Source organism: Streptacidiphilus melanogenes, from assembly GCF_000787835.1.
In the GTDB taxonomy this organism is placed as follows: Bacteria; Actinomycetota; Actinomycetes; order Streptomycetales; family Streptomycetaceae; genus Streptacidiphilus; species Streptacidiphilus melanogenes.
Window position 1 is genome coordinate 14,429 of sequence record NZ_BBPP01000005.1, and the last position, 18,017, is coordinate 32,445.

The following is an 18,017-nucleotide window of genomic DNA, read 5'->3' on the forward strand; positions in this document are numbered from 1 at the left end:
TGCCCGAGGGGGCGGCTCAGGACGCCACGCACTGCTGCGCCAGGGTCTGGTCCGACGAGCTGAGGGCCGGGGTGCTCGGCGCCGCGGGGCTGGGCGAGGTGCTCGGTGAGGCCGACGGGTGGGTGGTGCCGGCCTTGCCGCTCGCGGAGGGCTTGGGGGACGGCGTCGGGGTGGGCGTCGGCGTCGTCTTCACGGTGCGGACCTCCTGGCAGACGGCCGCCTCGTGCTTGAAGACGTTCATCTTGCCCTGGGCGTCGCCCAGGTTGGCCGCGGTGACCGGGGTCTGCAGGTTCTTCTGCTCGAAGCTCGGCAGGTTCTTGACCGCGACGTCCGGGTGGTCCTCGTAGACCGAGGAGAGCTTGAACCCGGCCAGGTTCTGCGAGACGCCCTTGTAGATGGCGAGGTGGTCGCCGTTGACGCCGACGTAGTACTGCTGCTGCGTCCACTGGTAGCCGAGGTACGCGCCGACGCCCAGCAGTGCGAGCAGGGCGACGCCGAGGGTGGTCGGCAGCACCCAGCCGCGGCGCTTCTTCTCCTTCGCGCGGCGGCGGCTGCGGCGGCCCTCGGGCTCGTAGTCGTCGTCGAAGCCGCCCTCGTACTCGCCGTACTCCTGGTAGCCGCCGGACCGGCCGTCCTCACCCTCGCCGTAGCCCTCGGCGCCGTTTGCGCCGGGCGCGCGGCCGAGCGAGGCGGCGCGGGAGGCGGGGGTGTCGGCGACGGAGTGGTGGCCGAGCGCGTTGCCCTCGGCGACCGCGCCGACGACGACGGGGGCCAGGTCGTAGTGCGCGGCCATCGCGTCGTGCTCGCCGGCGTCGCCGATGTCCAGCGCGTCGGCGACGACGCAGGTGATGTTGTCGGGGCCGCCGCCGCGCAGCGCCAGCTCGATCAGCTCGGCGATGGTCTGCTCGGGCGAGTAGTAGCTGCCGAGGGTCTCCTCCAGCGTCTGGTGGGAGACCACACCGGACAGGCCGTCGGAGCAGAGCAGGTAGCGGTCGCCGGCGCGGACCTCGCGGATCGACAGGTCCGACTCGACCTCGCCGGTGCCCATCAGCGCGCGCATGATCAGCGAGCGCTGCGGGTGGGTGGAGGCCTCCTCCTCGGTGATCCGGCCCTCGTCGACGAGGCGCTGCACCCAGGTGTGGTCGGTGGTGATCTGCGTCAGGACGCCCTCGCGCAGCAGGTAGGCGCGGGAGTCGCCGATGTGGATCAGTCCGGCGGTCTGGCCGGTCCACAGCAGCGCGGTGAGGGTGGTTCCCATGCCCTCGAGGCTCGGGTCGGCCTCGACCAGGACGCGGAGCCGTTCGTTCGCACGCTCCGCGGCACCCTGCAGGGCGGCCATCGGGTCGGCTCCGGGGGCTTCCTCGTCGAGCTCGACGATGCTGGACAGCACCTCCGACGAGGCGACCTCGCCCGCTGCCTGTCCACCCATGCCGTCCGCGACGGCGAGCAGCCGGGGGCCGGCGTAGCCGGAGTCCTCGTTGCCCTCGCGGATCATGCCCTTGTGCGAACCGGCGGCGAATCGCAGCACCAGGCTCATGTGCCGTCCGCCCCCTTCCCTCGGTCCCCTGCGCGATGCCCCGGTGCAGCGTGCGTTGCTGCATCGTACGGCCCTGGCTGCCTGCGCGGTCGAACCAGGGCCCGTTGCTCCTGCGGGCCGGGCCCGTAGGCGCCGCCGCCGTGGTTCGTGCGCTGGTTCATCGACGCGTCACTTCCGCAGCTCGATGACGGTGCGCCCGATCCGGATCGCCGAACCCGGCTGGAGCGGGCTCGGGCCGGTGAGCCGAGCGTTGTCGAGGAAGGTGCCGTTGGTCGAGCCGGTGTCCTCGACCACCCAGGCGCCGGCGCTCTGGTCCGGGTAGATCCGCGCGTGCCGGGAGGACGCGTAGTCGTCGTCGAGGACGATCGTCGAGTCGTGGGCCCGGCCCAGCGTGATGGTCTGCCCCTGGAGCGCGACGGTGGTGCCGGCCAGTGAGCCCTGGGTGATCACCAGGTGGGTCGGCGCGCCCCGGCGCTGCCGCGGCTGCTGCGCGGGCGCCTGCTGGCGCTGCTGCGGCGCGGCCGCAGCGGAGGACTGGCGGGCGGTGGTCGGGTTTCCGCCGCGTCGTGCGGTCGTGGTCGCGCGCCCGGTCATCTTGGTGCCGAACAGGTCGGAGCGGATCACCTGAACCGCGACGATCACGAACAGCCACAACACGGCCAGGAACCCGAGCCGCATGACCGTGAGGGTCAGCTCTGACATGTGCCCCGCGTCACCCTTCGGCTTGCCGGTAGACGATGGTCGTACTGCCCACGACGATCCGTGAGCCGTCGCGGAGCGTAGCGCGAGTCGTGTGCTGGCCGTCGACGACGATGCCGTTGGTGGACCCGAGGTCGAGGACCATGCTCGGGTTTCCGACCCGGACCTCGGCGTGCCGACGGGAGACGCCCGGGTCGTCGACGCGGATGTCGGCCTCGGTGCTGCGGCCCAGCACCAGCACGGGACGGTCCAGCGGGTGGCGCTGGCCGTTGAGCTCCAGCCAGCGGCGCGTGTTGGCGCCCGCGGGGCCCTGCACCGGGGCGGCCTGGGTGGGCGCGCCGGGGAAGGCGTGCGGGCCCTCGACGGGACGCGCCGCGGGGTTGCCGGTGAACGACGTGGGCCCGTCGACGCTGGGCAGCGGCGGCGCGGCGGGCGGCGGGGCCATCGGGGCCTGGGCCTGCTGCTGCCAGGGCTGCTGCGGCGGCCGGCCCCCGTAGGGCGGCGCGGCGGGCGGCTGGGGCTGGTACTGCGGCTGGGCCGGGGCCTGCGCGGCCTCGTTGGCCTGGATCCGGCTGCGGACCCGGTAGAGCCCGGTGTCGAGGTCGTCGGCGCGCTCCAGCTGGACGCTGAGCGGGCCCATGAAGGAGTAGCGCTGGGCCTGCGCGTACTCGCGCACCATGCCGGCGAGCTCGGTGCCGAGCTGGCCGGAGTACGGGCTGAGCCGCTCGTGGTCGTGCGGGCTGAGCTCGACGATGAAGTCGTTGGGGACGACGGTGCGGTCCCGGTTCCAGATGCTGGCGTTGTTGTCGCACTCGCGCTGCAGCGCACCGGCGATCTCGACAGGCTGCACCTCGGACTTGAACACCTTGGCGAAGGCGCCGTTGACGAAGCCCTCCAGCCGCTGCTCGAACTTCTTCAGGGCTCCCACGGGGCACCCCCTTCCGTCGGGTGTCGTCGTCCCACCCGGCGCACTGGCGCGGGGCGGCTGCTGCTTGTCTGCCTTACAGATCGTATCTACGCCCGGGGCGGACGTGTGGTTCCTCGTCCGCGCTTCGGGCCGTGGAGCCGACAGCAGGATGCCAGTGGACACGTACCCGGCCCAGAGCGGGGACATCCGAGTCTCACTCGTTCGGCCGGGCCCCGCTTGCGCACCCCCTCGCCCCGGAGCCGGGCGGATGTGATTCCACCCCCTCCGACGTGCTACTGTTCTTCTCGTCGGAAGGCGACACCGCGGGAAACGCGGAGCTGAACAAGCCGAAAACAACCGGTTTGAAAGCTTCGAAGGAACTTCGGTAGAGTCGACGACATCACCCAGATGCGCGGGTGGCGGAATAGGCAGACGCGCTGGATTCAGGTTCCAGTGCCCGAAAGGGCGTGGGGGTTCAACTCCCCCCTCGCGCACAACGAGGCCCCGCAGTGAGATAACTCACTGCGGGGCCTTTGTCATGTCGGCCTGCCGAGTGACCGGGATCACCCGCGGACGTTTGTGCACAGTACGGACTTGTCCCTGGCGGCGTGCACAGGCCCGCCATAAGCTCCCGCCCCTGACCTTTCCTCAGGGGGAATCGTGTCTTACCGCTCGCGCCGCGCAACTGCGGCGCTCACCTCCGCCATCGCCCTCACCGCAGGGCTGATCGGCGCATTCGGCACCGGTACAGCCGAGGCGGCCACCGCCGGCCCCGCCAACGGCGTCATCGCCTACCAGGCGCCGAACGGCTCGGTGCACTTCGTCAACGCGGACGGGACCAACGACCGCGTCTTCTCCGCCCTGCCCGCGGGCGGCTCCGGATCCATCAGCTGGTCCTCGGACGGCAGCCGTGTCGCGCTCAGCGGCTACGGCACCGTCTCGACGGTCAAGGTCGACGGCTCCGCCGCGATCAGCGTCCCGTCCGGCCAGACCGTCGCCACCTCCGACGGCGTCTACGGCGGCGAGAGTGGCCTGCTGGTCTCCGACGACGGCCACAAGATCTACCGGCAGTCCTCCGACGGCGCCAACGCGGTCGCGCTCGCGCTGCCGGCCGCCGACGAGCCGGGCACGGTCTCGGACAGCCAGCCCGTCCTCAGCGTGAAGGGTGTCTACGCCTTCACCCGCAACTGGGGCACGATGACGTCGATCATGACGTACAACCCGGCCACCAAGGCGATCAACGAGGTCGCCAAGAACGCCTCCAACCCGTCCTTCTCCGCCGACGGCTCGACCATCCTGTACCAGCAGAACCTGGGCGGCACGGACCAGATCGGCATCGTGGACACGGCCGGCGGCAACCAGCGCACGCTGACCGCCGACCCGGCCGGCGCCAACCGCCCGAGCCTGTCGCCGGACGGCACCAAGCTCGTCTACGGCTCCTACGACAGCACCCGCGGCAACGTCGTCAAGCTGCTCGACCTGTCCTCCGCCACCACCACGGTGCTGGCGAACGGTCAGGCGCCGTCGTGGCAGCCGCTGCGCAAGGCGGTCATCAGCCACGTCTACGGCGTGGGCGGCGTCAGCAACGACGCGGCGGCCTCGCGCTGGCAGTTCAGCACCCTCGGCCACTACACGCCGGGTCTGCTGTGGGCCAAGAACGCCGTGCTGGCGAACAAGGGCGACACCACCGACGCCGCCCTGGGCGTGGCCCTGGCGGCCGAGAAGCAGGGCCCGCTGCTGCTGACCTCGGGCGGCTCGCTCGACGCGGCCGCCGCCGCGGACCTCAAGCGCGCCCTGGTCCACGGTTCGACCGTCTACCTCGAGGGCAGCACCTCCGAGCTGTCGAACACCGTGGTCACCCAGGTGCAGCGGCTCGGCTTCAAGGTGGTGCGCGTGACCGCCTCCGGCGGGGCCTCCGGGCAGTCGGTGGCCAGCGCGTGGAACATCGCCCACACGCCGAACTGGGTGTTCGTCGCCGACGCCCAGGACTACCGGGTCGCCGCCTCGGCCGCGTCCATGGCCGCATCCGCGGGCTACGGCGGCCGCTCGGTCGTGCTGCTGAACACCGGCTGGTCGCTGCCGAGCACCCTGACCGGGTTCTTCAACCGCAGCAACCCGACCACCACGAACGTCGTGGCCATCGGCAACCACAGCATCTACGCCATGGAGCACACGCCGCTGCGTCAGGGTTCGCAGTGGAAGTTCTGGACGCTCACCGGTTCCGACCCCGAGTACCTCTCCTACGACATGGCCAAGTTCTGGTGGGGCTCGCCCTACCTGACCACGCTGGCCAACACCTCCGACTGGCGCTCCGGCTTCGCCGGCGCCTCGGTCAACGCCGGTTACGGCCCGCTGCTGTGGACCTCCGCCACCGGCCTGGACCCGGTCGACAAGCTCTACCTCCAGCAGGAGAGCGCGGGCGCCACGAACGCGCAGATCTTCGGCACCGGCTGGCCGACGGCCACGGTGAACGCGATCGCCGGCGCGCTGGGGGCCACCCCGTCGTGGACCGAGCTCATGCAGGACCCGAACGGCACCATCCCGGCGATGACCAGCAAGGTCGCCGGTCTCTCCGGCCCGTCCGCCGGCTCGCGGGGACAGGAGGCGCCGCACGGCGCCGCCCTCGGCGTCCTCCGGTCCGGCACCACAGGCTGATCCACCGTCGGCAGACGCGTCGTCAGTCGGCGAACGGGGAGCCCCGGTCCGCACCGCGGACCGGGGCTCCCCCGTGTCCATCCCGCCCCGCCGATAACGGTCCGGGTACGCATCGCGCCGGACCGGTGTGCCAGAGGGGCGCCCGGTGCTAGAACCGCAAGGAATCTGTGAGAGTTTCGGAAGAAGACCCGGGGGACCTGTGCGCCGACTGGCCGGAGCCGTTACCGCTGTCACCGTTCTCACCGCCCTGTTGCTCGGTTCACCGGCCGGCGCCGCCCACGCCGACCAGGTCACCGGCGGCGGCGGGAACCTGCGGACCAGCTGGGACCAGAACGAGTCCGGGCTCTCCCCGGCCGCCGTGCAGAGCTCGGCCTTCGGCCAGCTGTTCCGGACCGCGCTCGACGGGCAGGTCTACGCCCAGCCGTTGGTGATCGGCGACGAGGTGGTCGCCCTCACCGAGAACAACACCGCCTACGGGCTGGACGCCGCCACCGGCGCGGTGCGCTGGCACGTCCACTACGGGACGCCGTTCCAGGCCTCCTCCATCGGCTGCGGGGACCTGACGCCGACGATCGGCTCGACGTCGACGCCCGTCTACGACCCGGCCACCGGCACCCTCTACTTCACCACCAAGGTCGCCGACGGCACCACGGCCGACCTGCACCCGACCTGGCTGATGCACGCCGTCGACGCGACCAGCGGCGCGGAGCGGGCGGGCTGGCCGGTCACCATCGCGGGCACGGCCACCAACCAGCCCGGGGTCACCTTCGACCCGTTCCACGAGATGCAGCGTCCCGGGCTGCTCCTGCTCGACGGAGTCGTCTACGCCGGCTTCGGCGCCCACTGCGACGTGCAGCCCTACCGCGGCTACGTGGTCGGCGTCAGCACCACCACGCACAGCATCACCTCGATGTGGGCCTCCGAGGCGGGGGCGAGCACCAGCGGGGCCGGTGTGTGGCAGGCGGGCGGCGGCCTCGTCTCCGACGGCTCGGGCCGGATCTTCTTCAGTACCGGCAACGGCATCAGCCCCAGCACCGGGCCGGGCAGCAGTCCGCCCGGCACCCTGGCCGAGTCGGTGGTGCGCCTGCAGGTCGGCAGCGACGGCGGGTTGACCGCCGCCGACTACTTCAGCCCGACGAACAACGCCACCCTCGACCTCAACGACCAGGACATCTCCTCCGGCGCCCCGATGGCGGTCCCGGACGGCTACGGCACCGCCGCGCACCCGCACCTGATGGTGGAGCAGGGCAAGGACGGGCGGGTCTTCCTGCTCGACCGCGACCACCTCGGCGGCACCGGCCAGGGCAACGGCGGCGGCGACGACGTGCTGGGTGTCTCCGGTCCCTACCAGGGGCAGTGGGGCCACCCGGCGTTCTGGGGCGGTGACGGCGGCTACGTCTATCTCGTCGGCAACAACGGACCGATGCGCGCGCTGCACCTCGGCGTCGCGGGCGACGGCCTGCCGGCGCTGACGCAGACCGGCCAGACCCAGGACGTCTTCGGCTACACCAGCGGCTCGCCGCTGGTCACCTCGGACGGCACAACCGACGGCAGCGCGGTGGTGTGGACGGTCTCCGCGTCCAACGCCGCGGGCGCGAACGGGACGCTGCGCGCCTACTCGGCCACCCCGGACGGGAACGGCCTGCTCCAGCTGCTGTGGTCCGCCCCGATCGGCAACGCCGCCAAGTTCGTCACCCCGACCGCGGCGGGGGGCCGCGTCTACGTGGGCACCAGGGACGGCTTCCTGTACGGCTTCGGCAGCCCGGCCGCCACCGCGCTGACGGCCGCCCCGGTCGACTTCGCGCCGACCGCGCTCGGCGGCACCGCGCAGGGCGAGCTCCAGCTGACCGCGACCGTCCCGGCCGGGGTCACCGTGACCGGGGCGAGCACCGCCGCGCCGTTCGGCATCGGCCCCAACCTGCCGGTCTTCCCTGCCGCGGTGGCGCAGGGTCAGACCCTGTCCGTGCCCGTGCAGTACACGCCGACGGCCACCGGAGGCGCCAACGGGGCGGTCAAGGTGACGCTCTCGGACGGGTCGAACCTGGTCTTCGCGCTGCACGGGGTCGGCACCCGGCCCGGACTGGGCGCCGCTCCCGGCTCGCTGGACTTCGGCGACGTGCCGACGGGCACCAGCCTGACGATGAACGTGCAGCTCACCAACACCGGGACGGATCCGGAGACGGTCAGCGCCGCGACCGCCCCCACCGGTCCGTTCCAGGCCACGGGGCTGCCCACCGCCGGCACGCAGATCGCGCCGGGCTCCTCGGTCGTGGTCACCGTCGTCTACGCCCCGCAGGCGGCCCAGGCGGACACCTCGTCCTTCGCGGTGACCAGCACCAACGGCACCGTCACCGTCCCGCTGACCGGCACCGGCACGGCCGGGCACGGCCACCTGTCGTTCTCGGCCGCCACCACGAACTTCGGCACGGTGCCGGTCGGCGCGTCGAAGACGCTGGCCTTCACCCTCACCAACGACGGCAACATCCCCGTCACCGTCACCAAGGCCAAGGCCCCGACGGGCGACTTCAACAGCGCGGTCGGCCTCTCCGAGGGCCTGGTCATCGGCCCTGGACAGAGCGCCGTCCAGCAGGTGACGTTCACGCCGCGCAGCGCCGGGACGCTGACGGCCGCCTACGAGGTCACCGGCGTCGACGCCGCGGACGCCTCGCAGGGCGCGATGTACGAGCAGCTCACCGGAGTCGGCCAGGGGACGGCCGACGCGGCCGGGGTGCAGCCCGGCGCCTGGACCGTCAACGGCTCGGCGACCGTGCCCGGCGACGGCAGCATCCAGCTGACCGGCGCGGTCAACAGTCAGGCCGGCAGTGCCTACCTGACCACGCCGCTGCGGACCGACGGGCTGCGCGCCACGTTCACCGCCCGCCTGGGCCAGGGCACCGGCGGCGACGGGCTCGCCTTCGACCTGCTCGACCCTGCGCTGGGCCGGACCAGCGCGCTCGGCGCCCGCGGTGCGGGCGTCGGTGCGGCCGGCGTGCCGGCGGTCGTGGTCAAGCTCGGCACCACGCCGGACGGTCCGGTCGCCGGGCGCAACGACCTGGCGGTCGCGCTGGCGACGCCCGGATCGAGCACCCTGCACTACGTCTCCTGGACCGGCCTGCCCAACTCGCTGCGCCAGGGCACGCACCAGGTCGACGTGCAGGTGACGGGCGGTCATCTGCTGGTCTGGCTGGACGGGGTGCAGCGGATCGACTGGCAGGGCTACCTGCCGTCCGCCGCCTACGTCGGCTTCTCCGGCGGCACCGGGGCGCTCAACGACGTGCACGCGGTCAGCGGGGTCGTCGTCAGCGGCGGTGCGGTCGCCGGTTATGTGCCGGTGACGCCGGGCCGGGCCCTGGCCACCTGGGCGGGCGTCGGCCGCCCCGGCACCACGCCGCTGGCCGCGGGCGCGACCGCGAGCGTCGTGGTGGGCGGCGCGCTCGGGGTGCCGGCGGGCGCGAGCTCGGTGCTGGTGGAGGCGCAGGCGGCGTCCCCGAGCAGCGCGAGCGGCTCGCTGGCCGTGCTCCCGCACGGCGGCGCGGCCCCGGCCCACGGCGTCCTCAGTTGGAACGCGACCGGGCAGAGTGTGGCCCGTACGGCCGTGGTGCCGCTGGGTACGGGCGGCCGGATCGACGTGGTGAACTCCAGCCACGGCAGCGTGCACGCGGCGCTGTACGTCCTCGGCTACACCATGCCGGGCGCGGGCAGCGGCTTCACGTCGGTGCCGCCGGTCTTCGACCTGGACACCGCGCGCGCCCTGGGCCAGCGCGGCACGGCGGCGCTCGCCGCGCACGGCACGCTCAACGTCAAGGTGGCCGGGGTCGGCGGGGTGCCGACGACGGCCCGCTCGGTGGTGGTGAACCTGACCGCCTCGCGGGCGTCGGCCGACACCTCGCTCACCGCGTACGCGCAGGGCGGCGCCCGTCCCGGCTTCGGCAACCTGTACGTGAAGCAGGGCGGCGACATGACGTCCGACCTGCTGACGGTCCCGGTCGGCGCGAACGGCGGCATCTCGCTCTACAACTGGGGCGGCGGCAGCGTCGCGCTGACCGCGGTGGTCGTCGGCTGGTACGGCCCGACCGGCGGCGTGGTCGCGCCCGCGGCGGGCTTCGTGTCCACGACGCCGAAGCTGCTGCTGGACACCTCCGCCGGCGTGGGCCAGAACGGCACCGGCAGGCTGGCCGCGAGCGGCACCGTCACGCTGGCCGTGTCGGGCGCGGGCGTCCCCGCGGGCGCCAGGGCGGTCCTGGTGGACCTCGGCGCGGACGGCAGCACCGCCTGGGGCTCCCTCACCGCCTGGCCGGCGAACGGCGTCCGCCCGGCCACGACGGCGTTCTTCTGGAACGTCCCGGGCCACCTGTGCGGCGACCTCGCGGTGGTGCCGCTGGACTCCTCGGGCCGGATCGCCGTCCGCAACAACGGATCGGCGCCCACCGCGCTGCACGTCCAGGTGGTGGGCTACTTCTCCTGAGCGTCGCGCTTCCGCAGGGTCGCCGCGTGATCGGGCACGTAGTGCTGCTCGTCGCGCGGCGGCCGGACGTAGCCGGCCGGGGAGGGGCGCTTGGGGAAGGGGATCTTGCGCGCGGGCTGCTCGACGTAGGGGACCGCGGAGAGCAGGTGGGCGATCATGTTGAGCCTGGCCCGCTTCTTGTCCTCGCTCTCGACGACGTTCCAGTGGGCCTCGGGGATGTCGGTGTGGACGAACATCTCGTCCTTGGCCCGGGAGTAGTCCTCCCAGCGTGTGACGGACTCCAGGTCCATCGGCGAGAGCTTCCAGCGCCGCATGGGGTCGTCCCGGCGGGCCCGGAACCGGCGTTCCTGCTCGCGGTCGCTGACGGAGAACCAGTACTTGAGCAGGATGATCCCGTCCTCGACCAGCATCCGCTCGAAGATCGGGCACTGGTGCAGGAACCGGTGGTACTCGTCCTGGGTGCAGAAGCCCATCACCCGCTCGACGCCGGCCCGGTTGTACCAGCTGCGGTCGAACAGGACGATCTCGCCGGCGGCGGGCAGGTGCGCGATGTAGCGCTGGAAGTACCACTGGCTCCGCTCGCGCTCGGTCGGCGCGGGCAGCGCGGCGATCCGTGCGACGCGCGGGTTCAGATACTGCGTCACCCGCTTGATGGCCCCGCCCTTCCCCGCGGCGTCGCGGCCCTCGAAGACGACGACCACGCGCGCGCCGGTGGCCTTCACCCACTCCTGAAGGGTGACCAGCTCGGCCTGGAGGCGGAAGAGTTCTTGCTCGTAGACCTTCTTGGGCAACTTGTCAGCCATTGCAGGAGGGTAACCACCAGGGGCGCGAAGAACGGCGCGACAAGCCCGTCCCCCGCGCCCCGATGGTTCAGTGGGCCGCCACCTGCTCGCGCGGCGCCTCGCCCAGCGGCTGCCGCTTGCGGGAGAGGCCCGAGGGCCACCACAGGCGGTGGTCCAGGTCCATGGCCAGGGCCGTGACCAGGATCGAGCGGACCACGAAGGTGTCCAGCAGGACGCCGACGCAGACCGCGAAGCCGATCTCGGCGAAGCCGACGATCGGGAGGGTGCCGAGGACGCCGAAGGTGCTGGCGAGGATCAGGCCCGCGGAGGTGATGACGCCGCCGGTGGCCGCCAGGCCCGCCAGCGCGCCGCCACGGGTGCCGCGCTTGGCGGACTCCTCGCGGACGCGGGTCATCAGGAAGATGTTGTAGTCGATCCCGAGCGCCACCAGGAAGACGAAGACGAACAGCGGGAACGCGTTGTCCTCGCCCTGGAAGTGGAAGAGGTGGGTGAAGACCAGCGACGAGATCCCGAGCGCCGCCGCGAAGGACAGCACCACCGTCAGGATCAGCACGATCGGCGCCACCACCGCCCGGAGCAGCAGACCGAGGATGAGCAGCACGACGCCCAGCACCAGCGGGATGATCACCTGGTTGTCGTGGTTCGAGGCCCGCTGGACGTCCAGGCGGACGGCGGTGTCGCCGCCGACGTAGGCGTTCGCGCCCGGCACCGCGTGGACGGCGGTGCGCGCCGCGTCGACGGTGTTCTCCGCGGCGTTGCTGTCGGGGGCGCTGGTGAGCGTGGCGGTGACGTAGGACAGCCCGTTGCGGGTCACCGGCGGGGTGACGCCGGTCAGCCCGTGGCCGTCGAGACGGCTGAGGGCGGCCGCGACCTGGTCGCCGGACGAGGCGTTGGCGATGACCTGGAGCGGGGAGCCGGTGCCGGCGGGGAAGTGGGCGTCGATGACCGTCTGTGCGGAGACCGAGTCGGGGGTGTTGCTGAAGGAGCCGGCCGTGGAGAGGCCGTTCGCCTTGAGGCCGAGCATGCCGAGGGCGAGGGCGCCGAGCGCCAGCGCGGTGCCGACCCAGACGATCCGCGGGCGGCGGGCGATCCCGCCGCCGATCCTGGCCCACACGCCCGTCTCGGTCGGCTCGACGGAGCCGAACGCGGGGCGGACCGGCCAGAAGACCCAACGGCCGCAGATGACCAGCAGCGCGGGCAGCAGGGTGATCATGGCGAGCAGGGCGACGCCGACGCCGATGGCGCAGACGGGACCGAGGCCGCTGGTGGAGTTCATCTCGGCGACCATCAGGCACAGCATCGAGACGGCCACGGTGGCGGCGGAGGCGAGGATCGCGGGGCCGGCCCGGTGCAGGGCCTCGGCCATGGCCTCGTGCCGGTCCTCGTGGCGGCGCAGCTCCTCGCGGTAGCGGGCCACCAGCAGCAGCGCGTAGTCGGTGCCGGCGCCGATGACGAGCACGGTGAGGATGCCCTGGCTCTGCCCGTTGACGGTCAGTCCGCTGTTCTTGGCCAGCAGGTAGATGACGCCCTGGGCGGCGGTGAGGGCCAGGCCCGAGGAGATCAGCGGCAGCAGCCACAGGGTCGGGCTGCGGTAGGTGAGCAGCAGCAGCACGATGACGACGGCGAGGGTGGAGTACAGCAGCGTGCCGTCGATGCCGGCGAAGGCCTTGCTCTGGTCGGCGCCGTAGCCGCCGGGGCCGCCGACGTGGGCGGTCAGGCCCGGGTCGCCGGTCGCGGCGATGGAGCGCAGGTGGTCGACGGCCGGGCCGAGGTTGTTCCAGCCGTCCTTGGACAGGTCGATCATGACGGTGGTCTGCAGCGCCTTGCCGTCGGCCGAGGGGCGCGGCGGCTGGACCGGGCCGAGCACGTGGTCGACCTTGGCGAAGGCCGCGGTGTCCGCGGTGGCCTTCTGGAGGTCGGCCGGGGTGATCCCACCGTCGCGGGTGTAGACGACGATGGTCGGCGACGCCGTGCTGGAGACGAACCGGCCCTCGAGGTTCACGACCTTGGTCGACTCCGCGCTGCCGGGCAGCCAGCTGGACGTCTGGTTGTTCTCCGCACTGGTGAGCTTTCCGGCGAGCGGGCCGAGGGCCACCAGGGCCACCACCCACAGGGCCAGGACGACCCACTTGGTTCTGCGGCCGGCAGGAAGGGCGGCGAGCCGCCGGACGTGATTCATGTGTGTGCATCCCCCAACTTAACGCGATACATCGCGACTGTAGCGTCCACGATGTGCGCGGGCGTCGGGGGTTGTCAACCGTTCCAGGTCAGCGTGCGGCCGATGTTCACGCCGATGTCCACTACCGGGGTTCGGCGTTGTAGCGCTCCAGGAGGTCGGCGAAGACGGCGACGTCGTCGTCGGACCAGTGCGCGAGGCGGTTCAGGAAGGCCTGGCGCCGCTGCTCGCCGGCCTTGCGCAGCAGTTCGGCGCCGGTCTCGGAGGGATGGATGATCTGGCCGCGCTGGTCCTCGGGGTCGGGGCTGCGCTCGACGAGGCCCAGCTTCTCCAGGGTGGCGACCTGGCGGCTGACGGTGGACTTGTCCAGCAGGAAGTGGCCGGCCAGATCGGTGCCGCGACAGCCGCCGACGTCCCGCAGGTGGTCCAGGATCGCGTAGCTGACCAGGGTCAGCCCGGGGTGGATCTGCGAGGCGATGGCGCGGGCGCGGCGCGAGAAGGCGGTCAGCTCGCGCTGGATGGAGTCGATGCTGTCCATGCGCGTGCGCGCGGAAGTGGTGGGCATGGTTGCATAATACAACCAAGCTGAGCTCTGCGCGAGTCCCCGCTACGACCGCTCCGCCAGCGGCGGCAGCGCCGGGACGGGCTGCTGCATCGGCAGCGGCAGCTCGAACCAGACCACCTTGCCGACCGCCTTGCGGCTGGTGCCCCAACGCGACGCCAGCTGGCTGACCAGGCCGAGGCCGCGGCCCTCCTCGTCCAGCAGCTCCGAGGGCTCCAGCGACGGCAGGTTGTGGTCGTCGTCGCTGACCTCGACCAGGAGCTTGCCGACCCGCATCAGCTGCAGTTCGACGCTGCCCTTGGCCACCCGAAGCGCGTTCGTCACCAGCTCGCTGACCAGCAGTTCGGTCAGCTCCGACACCTCCGCGAGGCCCCAGCGGGTCAGTTGGTCGTGGACCAGACTACGGGCCCGGCGCACCTCGCTGGCGTCCAGCGCCAGCGACCAGGAGATGACGTCCTGCGGCGGGATGCCGTCGAAGCGGGCGATCAGCAGCGCCAGGTCGTCGGCCCGGTCCTCGGTGTGCAGGCGTTCCAGCACGGTGTCGCAGACCTCTTCCGGGCTGCGCCGCGGGTCGACGATGTCGCCGCACAGGGCGGCCAGGCCGTCCCCTATGTCGCCGCCGCGCATCTCCACCAGGCCGTCGGTGCACAGCACCAGCATCGAACCGTCCGTCACCTTGACCTCCTTGGAGGCGAAGGGGACGCCGCCGACGCCGATCGGGGCGCCGGAGGGGATCTCAAGCAGCTCGCCGCGGCCGTCCGGGTGCACCAGCACCGGCGGCACATGGCCGGCCGAGGCGATCGTGCAGGTGCGGGCGATCGGGTCGTAGACCGCGTACAGGCAGGTGGCGAGATGGTCGTCGCCCAGACGCTGCGACAGGTTGTCCAGGTGGCGCAGGATCTGACCGGGCGGCAGGTCCAGTGCGGCCAGCGTCTGCATCGCGGTGCGGAACCGGCCCATCGCGACAGCGGAGTGCAGACCGTGGCCCATCACGTCGCCGACCACCAGCGCCACGCGGCTGCCCGGCAGCTGCACCGCGTCGAACCAGTCGCCGCCGACCTCGGCCCGGCGGTCACCGGGCAGGTAACGGTGGGCCACCTGGACGCCGGGGATGCGCGGCGGGCGGGTCGGCAGCATCGAGCGCTGGAGCGTGATCGCGGTGCGCGCCTCCATCCGGTGCAGCCGGGCGTTGTCGATCGACAACGCCGCGCGGGCGGCGAGTTCGCGCAGATAGGACGCGTCGGCCTCGTCGAAGGCCGGGCGGTGCGCGTCACGCAGCAGGGTGAGCACGCCGAGCACGGTGCCGCGCGCGGCCAGCGGCAGCGTCAGCATCGAGCGGCCCTCGAAGAGCGAGGTCAGCCCCGGGCCGCCGCGCCCGAGCGCGCAGGCCTCGGCGGTGGCCGGATCGAGCCGGGGGACCAGCACCGGCCGGCCGCCCTGCAGCGCGTAACCCGAAGGCGTCTCCCCGGCGAGGGTGACCAGCGAACCCTCGGTGACCAGGTGCTTCCACGGCAGCGTGCTCTGGCCGAACGAGCAGGCGACGCGGCGCAGCTGCGTCTCGTCGTCCGGGCGTTCGTGCGGCGACTCGCTGTCGGTGATCAGCCGGTCCCGCAGCTCGACGCAGGCGAAGTCGGCGATGCCCGGGATGACGACGTCGCAGACCTCGTGGACGGTGCGGTCCAGGTCCAGCGTGGTGCCGATGCGCGCGCCCACGTCGCTGAGCAGCAGCAGCTGCGGGTTCACCGGATCGGCGTCCAGCTCCTCGCCGACCGCCGCGGCGCCGGGCCCGAGGCTGACGCTGGCCCGGGTGGGCGGGCCGCTGAACGGCCCGTCGTCCCCCGCGGCGCGACGCGAGGCGGACGGCTGCTCCTCGGCCGCCTCCTCCTCGGCGCCACGGGAACGGGTCTGCGACGGCACGGCGGCTCGGCCGCCGTGCTCGGGCTGCTCGGTGACCAGGCGGCCCGGCGTGCGCCTGCCGCCGGTGCGGCCGGGCTCGACGGACGGCGCGTCGGCGCGGTCGGGCTCGGCGGACGTGGGTGTGGACGGAGGCGTGGAGAGGGAGCCGGACGTCTGGGCGCGCGCCGGGGCGGTGCGGGCCGCGGCCGTGCGGGACGTCGTACGGCCGGACTTCTGGGCGCGCGCCGTGGCCGGCGGTTCGCTGTCCGGCACGGGGGAGACCGGCAGCACCAGCGCGTCCAGCCGCAGGGCGGGCGAGCCCGCGGCGACGAGCTGGGTCAGCAGCGTCCGGCGGCGTTCGGCGGCGATCCGGGGGAGCACCTGTGCGAGCCGCCGGGCCGCACGTTCGCGCTCCCCACGCGTCCCGCACGGGGCCAGCACCGGTTGCACACGCGCCGAGCCGGCGGCGGCGCCGGGCGCGTCCGCGGCGAAGGTCAGCTGCTGCTCGCCCAGGGCGATGCGCAGGCCCGAGCCGCTCAGCCGGTGCGCGTCGGCGGCCAGCACGAACATGCCGCGGCCGCTCGGCTCGACGGTGCGCCAGGCCCAGCAGCAGACCTCGACCCGGCGGCCGTCACGATCGGTGACGCTGAGCTCACCGGCCCAGCCGGGGGCGAAGTCGACCAGGTCGTCGAGGTGGTCCAGGGCGTCGCCCGAAGCCTTGCCCGCGAGCGGCAGCAACCCCGTGGTGGTGCGGTCCAGCACCTCGTTGCGCCGGTGCCCGAAGAGCTCCTCGGCACCGAGGTTCCAGTGGGTGAGCCGCCCGTCCGAGTCGACCACCAGGGCGGCCAGCCGCGCCAGCGCGACCACCTCGGGCAGCGCGGCGACCTTGCCGGCCTGGTCGTTCGCCGCTGCGAAGGACTCCTCCGTCATCTCACCCTCTCTCAGCGGCTCCGCGGCTCCATACAGTTCGGGTACCCCAGGCAAGCACGAAACCTGCGGGTCTAACCCGATATTGAAGAACATTTGCCGTGTTCCGTAGCGCGCACACCTGCGCACGCCCTAGTGTGCGCCCTTTGTGCCGATCGCGGGGACAGTAGGGTGGCCCGACGGACACGCGCGTCGAAGAACGAGTAGTGAGGTTCCAGATGACTACCGACCGTGTCGGAGAGCCGGTGCCGCCGGTCCGGTGGGCGGACCCCGAGGAGCCCGAGCTGGAGGCCCGCGTCGCCGGCGCGGAGGCCGAGTGGGTCGACGCCGAGGTCGGCGTGGAGACGCTCCGGGTGGAGCTGGACAACTTCGCGCTCGTGCACCACCAGCGGCTCGGCCCGATGTACGTCCGCCTGGACGAGCTGGACGCGCTGATCGCCGAGGCCCGGGCCGCGCGCACCGGCAGCCCGGAGGACCTGCGCCGCGCCTACGAGGCGCGCAGCGTGCTGGAGCCCATGCCCGACCTCGCCGCCTTCTTCGACGAGGGCGACGGGACCGGGGAGGGCGCGGTGCCGCCGGTGTCGATCGAGGCGCCGGAGCGGATCCGCCCCGACCGGGAGGCCCAGCGCCTCTTCCGTGATCTCGCCCGCCGCGCGCACCCGGACCTGGCCCAGGACCCGGAGGAGGTCAAGCGCCGCGGCGAGTTCATCGCCCGCGTCAACGAGGCCTACGCCCGCGGTGACGTGCTCGCCCTGGAGCAGCTGGCCCAGGAGTGGGCCGACGGCGACCCGGCCTCCTTCCAGCCCGCCGCCGGCACGCCCGAGCGCGTCGCCTGGCTGCGACGGCGCCTGGAGTGGCTGGAGAGCCGGCTGCGTCGCCTGGAGGCGACGCGGGCCGAGCTGGCGGACAGCCCGATGGGCCAGCTGCTGATGCTGCACCCCGACGACCCGGACGCCCTGCTGGAGGTCCTGGCCGAGCAGCTGCTGGCCAGCGTCGCCGAGCGGCAGTCCGAGCTTGAGACACTGTTGTCGTAGTCCTTTTCCCTTCAGGAGATTCTCGTGTTCCAGCCCTCCGTCCCCACCGTCGACATCTCCGCGGTCCCGGCCGACGCCGTCCTGCTGGACGTCCGTGAGCAGGACGAGTGGGACGCTGGTCACGCGTCGGACGCCGTCCACATCCCGATGAGCCAGTTCGTCGCCCGTATCGCCGAGCTCCCCGAGGCCGAGCCGCTGTACGTGGTCTGCCGGGTGGGCGGCCGCTCGGCACAGGTCGTGCAGTACCTGGTCGCGCAGGGGCGGAGCGCGGTGAACGTGGACGGTGGCATGCTCGCCTGGGAGGCGGCCGGCCGCGAGCTGGTCAGCGACGGCGGCGAGGCCTTCGTCGCCTGACC

At 72.8% G+C, this 18,017-nt stretch carries 11 protein-coding genes and 1 tRNA gene; 5 read left to right on the top strand and 7 right to left on the bottom strand.

Annotation, left to right across the window (positions count from 1 at the left end):
* Nucleotides 1–16: 16 nt before the first annotated feature.
* The 3 genes from TR49_RS07510 to TR49_RS07520 form a co-directional block, all read right to left on the bottom strand.
* The gene (locus TR49_RS07510) at nt 17–1,537 is read right to left on the bottom strand and encodes a PP2C family protein-serine/threonine phosphatase (RefSeq protein ID WP_042378598.1); all 1,521 of its coding nucleotides are present in this window, start codon (nt 1,535–1,537) and stop codon (nt 17–19) included.
* 168 nt (nt 1,538–1,705) lie between these two features.
* A complete protein-coding gene (locus tag TR49_RS07515) occupies nt 1,706–2,239 on the bottom strand; it encodes an FHA domain-containing protein FhaB/FipA (RefSeq protein ID WP_042378601.1) in 534 nt (177 codons plus the stop codon).
* A gap of 10 nt (nt 2,240–2,249) precedes the next feature.
* A complete protein-coding gene (locus tag TR49_RS07520) occupies nt 2,250–3,164 on the bottom strand; it encodes an FHA domain-containing protein (protein ID WP_042378603.1) in 915 nt (304 codons plus the stop codon).
* A gap of 389 nt (nt 3,165–3,553) precedes the next feature.
* Between TR49_RS07520 and TR49_RS07525 the strand changes: the two genes are divergently transcribed.
* The 3 genes from TR49_RS07525 (at nt 3,554) to TR49_RS07535 (ending at nt 10,263) form a co-directional block, all read left to right on the top strand.
* Nucleotides 3,554–3,637, top strand: a tRNA-Leu gene (locus TR49_RS07525).
* A 166-nt stretch (nt 3,638–3,803) separates the two neighbouring features.
* Complete coding sequence (locus TR49_RS07530) at nt 3,804–5,798, top strand: TolB family protein (protein ID WP_042378604.1); 1,995 nt, start codon at nt 3,804–3,806, stop codon at nt 5,796–5,798.
* A 250-nt stretch (nt 5,799–6,048) separates the two neighbouring features.
* Nucleotides 6,049–10,263, top strand: coding sequence for an ASH domain-containing protein (locus TR49_RS07535; RefSeq protein ID WP_052434087.1), 4,215 nt, complete (start codon nt 6,049–6,051; stop codon nt 10,261–10,263).
* On the opposite strand, the gene ppk2 is transcribed toward TR49_RS07535, so the two are convergent.
* The 4 genes from ppk2 to TR49_RS07555 all read right to left on the bottom strand — a co-directional run bounded on the left by ppk2 (nt 10,251) and on the right by TR49_RS07555 (nt 16,630).
* Nucleotides 10,251–11,066, bottom strand: coding sequence for a polyphosphate kinase 2 (gene ppk2 / locus TR49_RS07540; RefSeq protein ID WP_042378607.1), 816 nt, complete (start codon nt 11,064–11,066; stop codon nt 10,251–10,253). The two genes, TR49_RS07535 and ppk2, sit on opposite strands and share 13 nt — an antisense overlap.
* A gap of 67 nt (nt 11,067–11,133) precedes the next feature.
* Nucleotides 11,134–13,245: an MMPL family transporter gene (locus TR49_RS07545; RefSeq protein WP_042378610.1), complete on the bottom strand. Its 2,112-nt coding sequence runs from the start codon at nt 13,243–13,245 to the stop codon at nt 11,134–11,136.
* Between the two features lie 121 nt (nt 13,246–13,366).
* Entirely contained in the window at nt 13,367–13,807 is a 441-nt protein-coding gene (locus TR49_RS07550) for a MarR family winged helix-turn-helix transcriptional regulator (RefSeq protein WP_042378612.1), read from the bottom strand.
* A gap of 42 nt (nt 13,808–13,849) precedes the next feature.
* Complete coding sequence (locus tag TR49_RS07555) at nt 13,850–16,630, bottom strand: ATP-binding SpoIIE family protein phosphatase (RefSeq protein ID WP_084724660.1); 2,781 nt, start codon at nt 16,628–16,630, stop codon at nt 13,850–13,852.
* A gap of 215 nt (nt 16,631–16,845) precedes the next feature.
* Between TR49_RS07555 and TR49_RS07560 the strand changes: the two genes are divergently transcribed.
* Together TR49_RS07560 and TR49_RS07565 are read left to right on the top strand one after the other, a co-directional pair.
* Nucleotides 16,846–17,661, top strand: a complete 816-nt coding sequence (locus TR49_RS07560; protein WP_052434088.1) for a hypothetical protein — start codon at nt 16,846–16,848, stop codon at nt 17,659–17,661.
* Between the two features lie 24 nt (nt 17,662–17,685).
* Entirely contained in the window at nt 17,686–18,015 is a 330-nt protein-coding gene (locus TR49_RS07565) for a rhodanese-like domain-containing protein (RefSeq protein WP_084724661.1), read from the top strand.
* Nucleotides 18,016–18,017 lie beyond the last annotated feature (2 nt).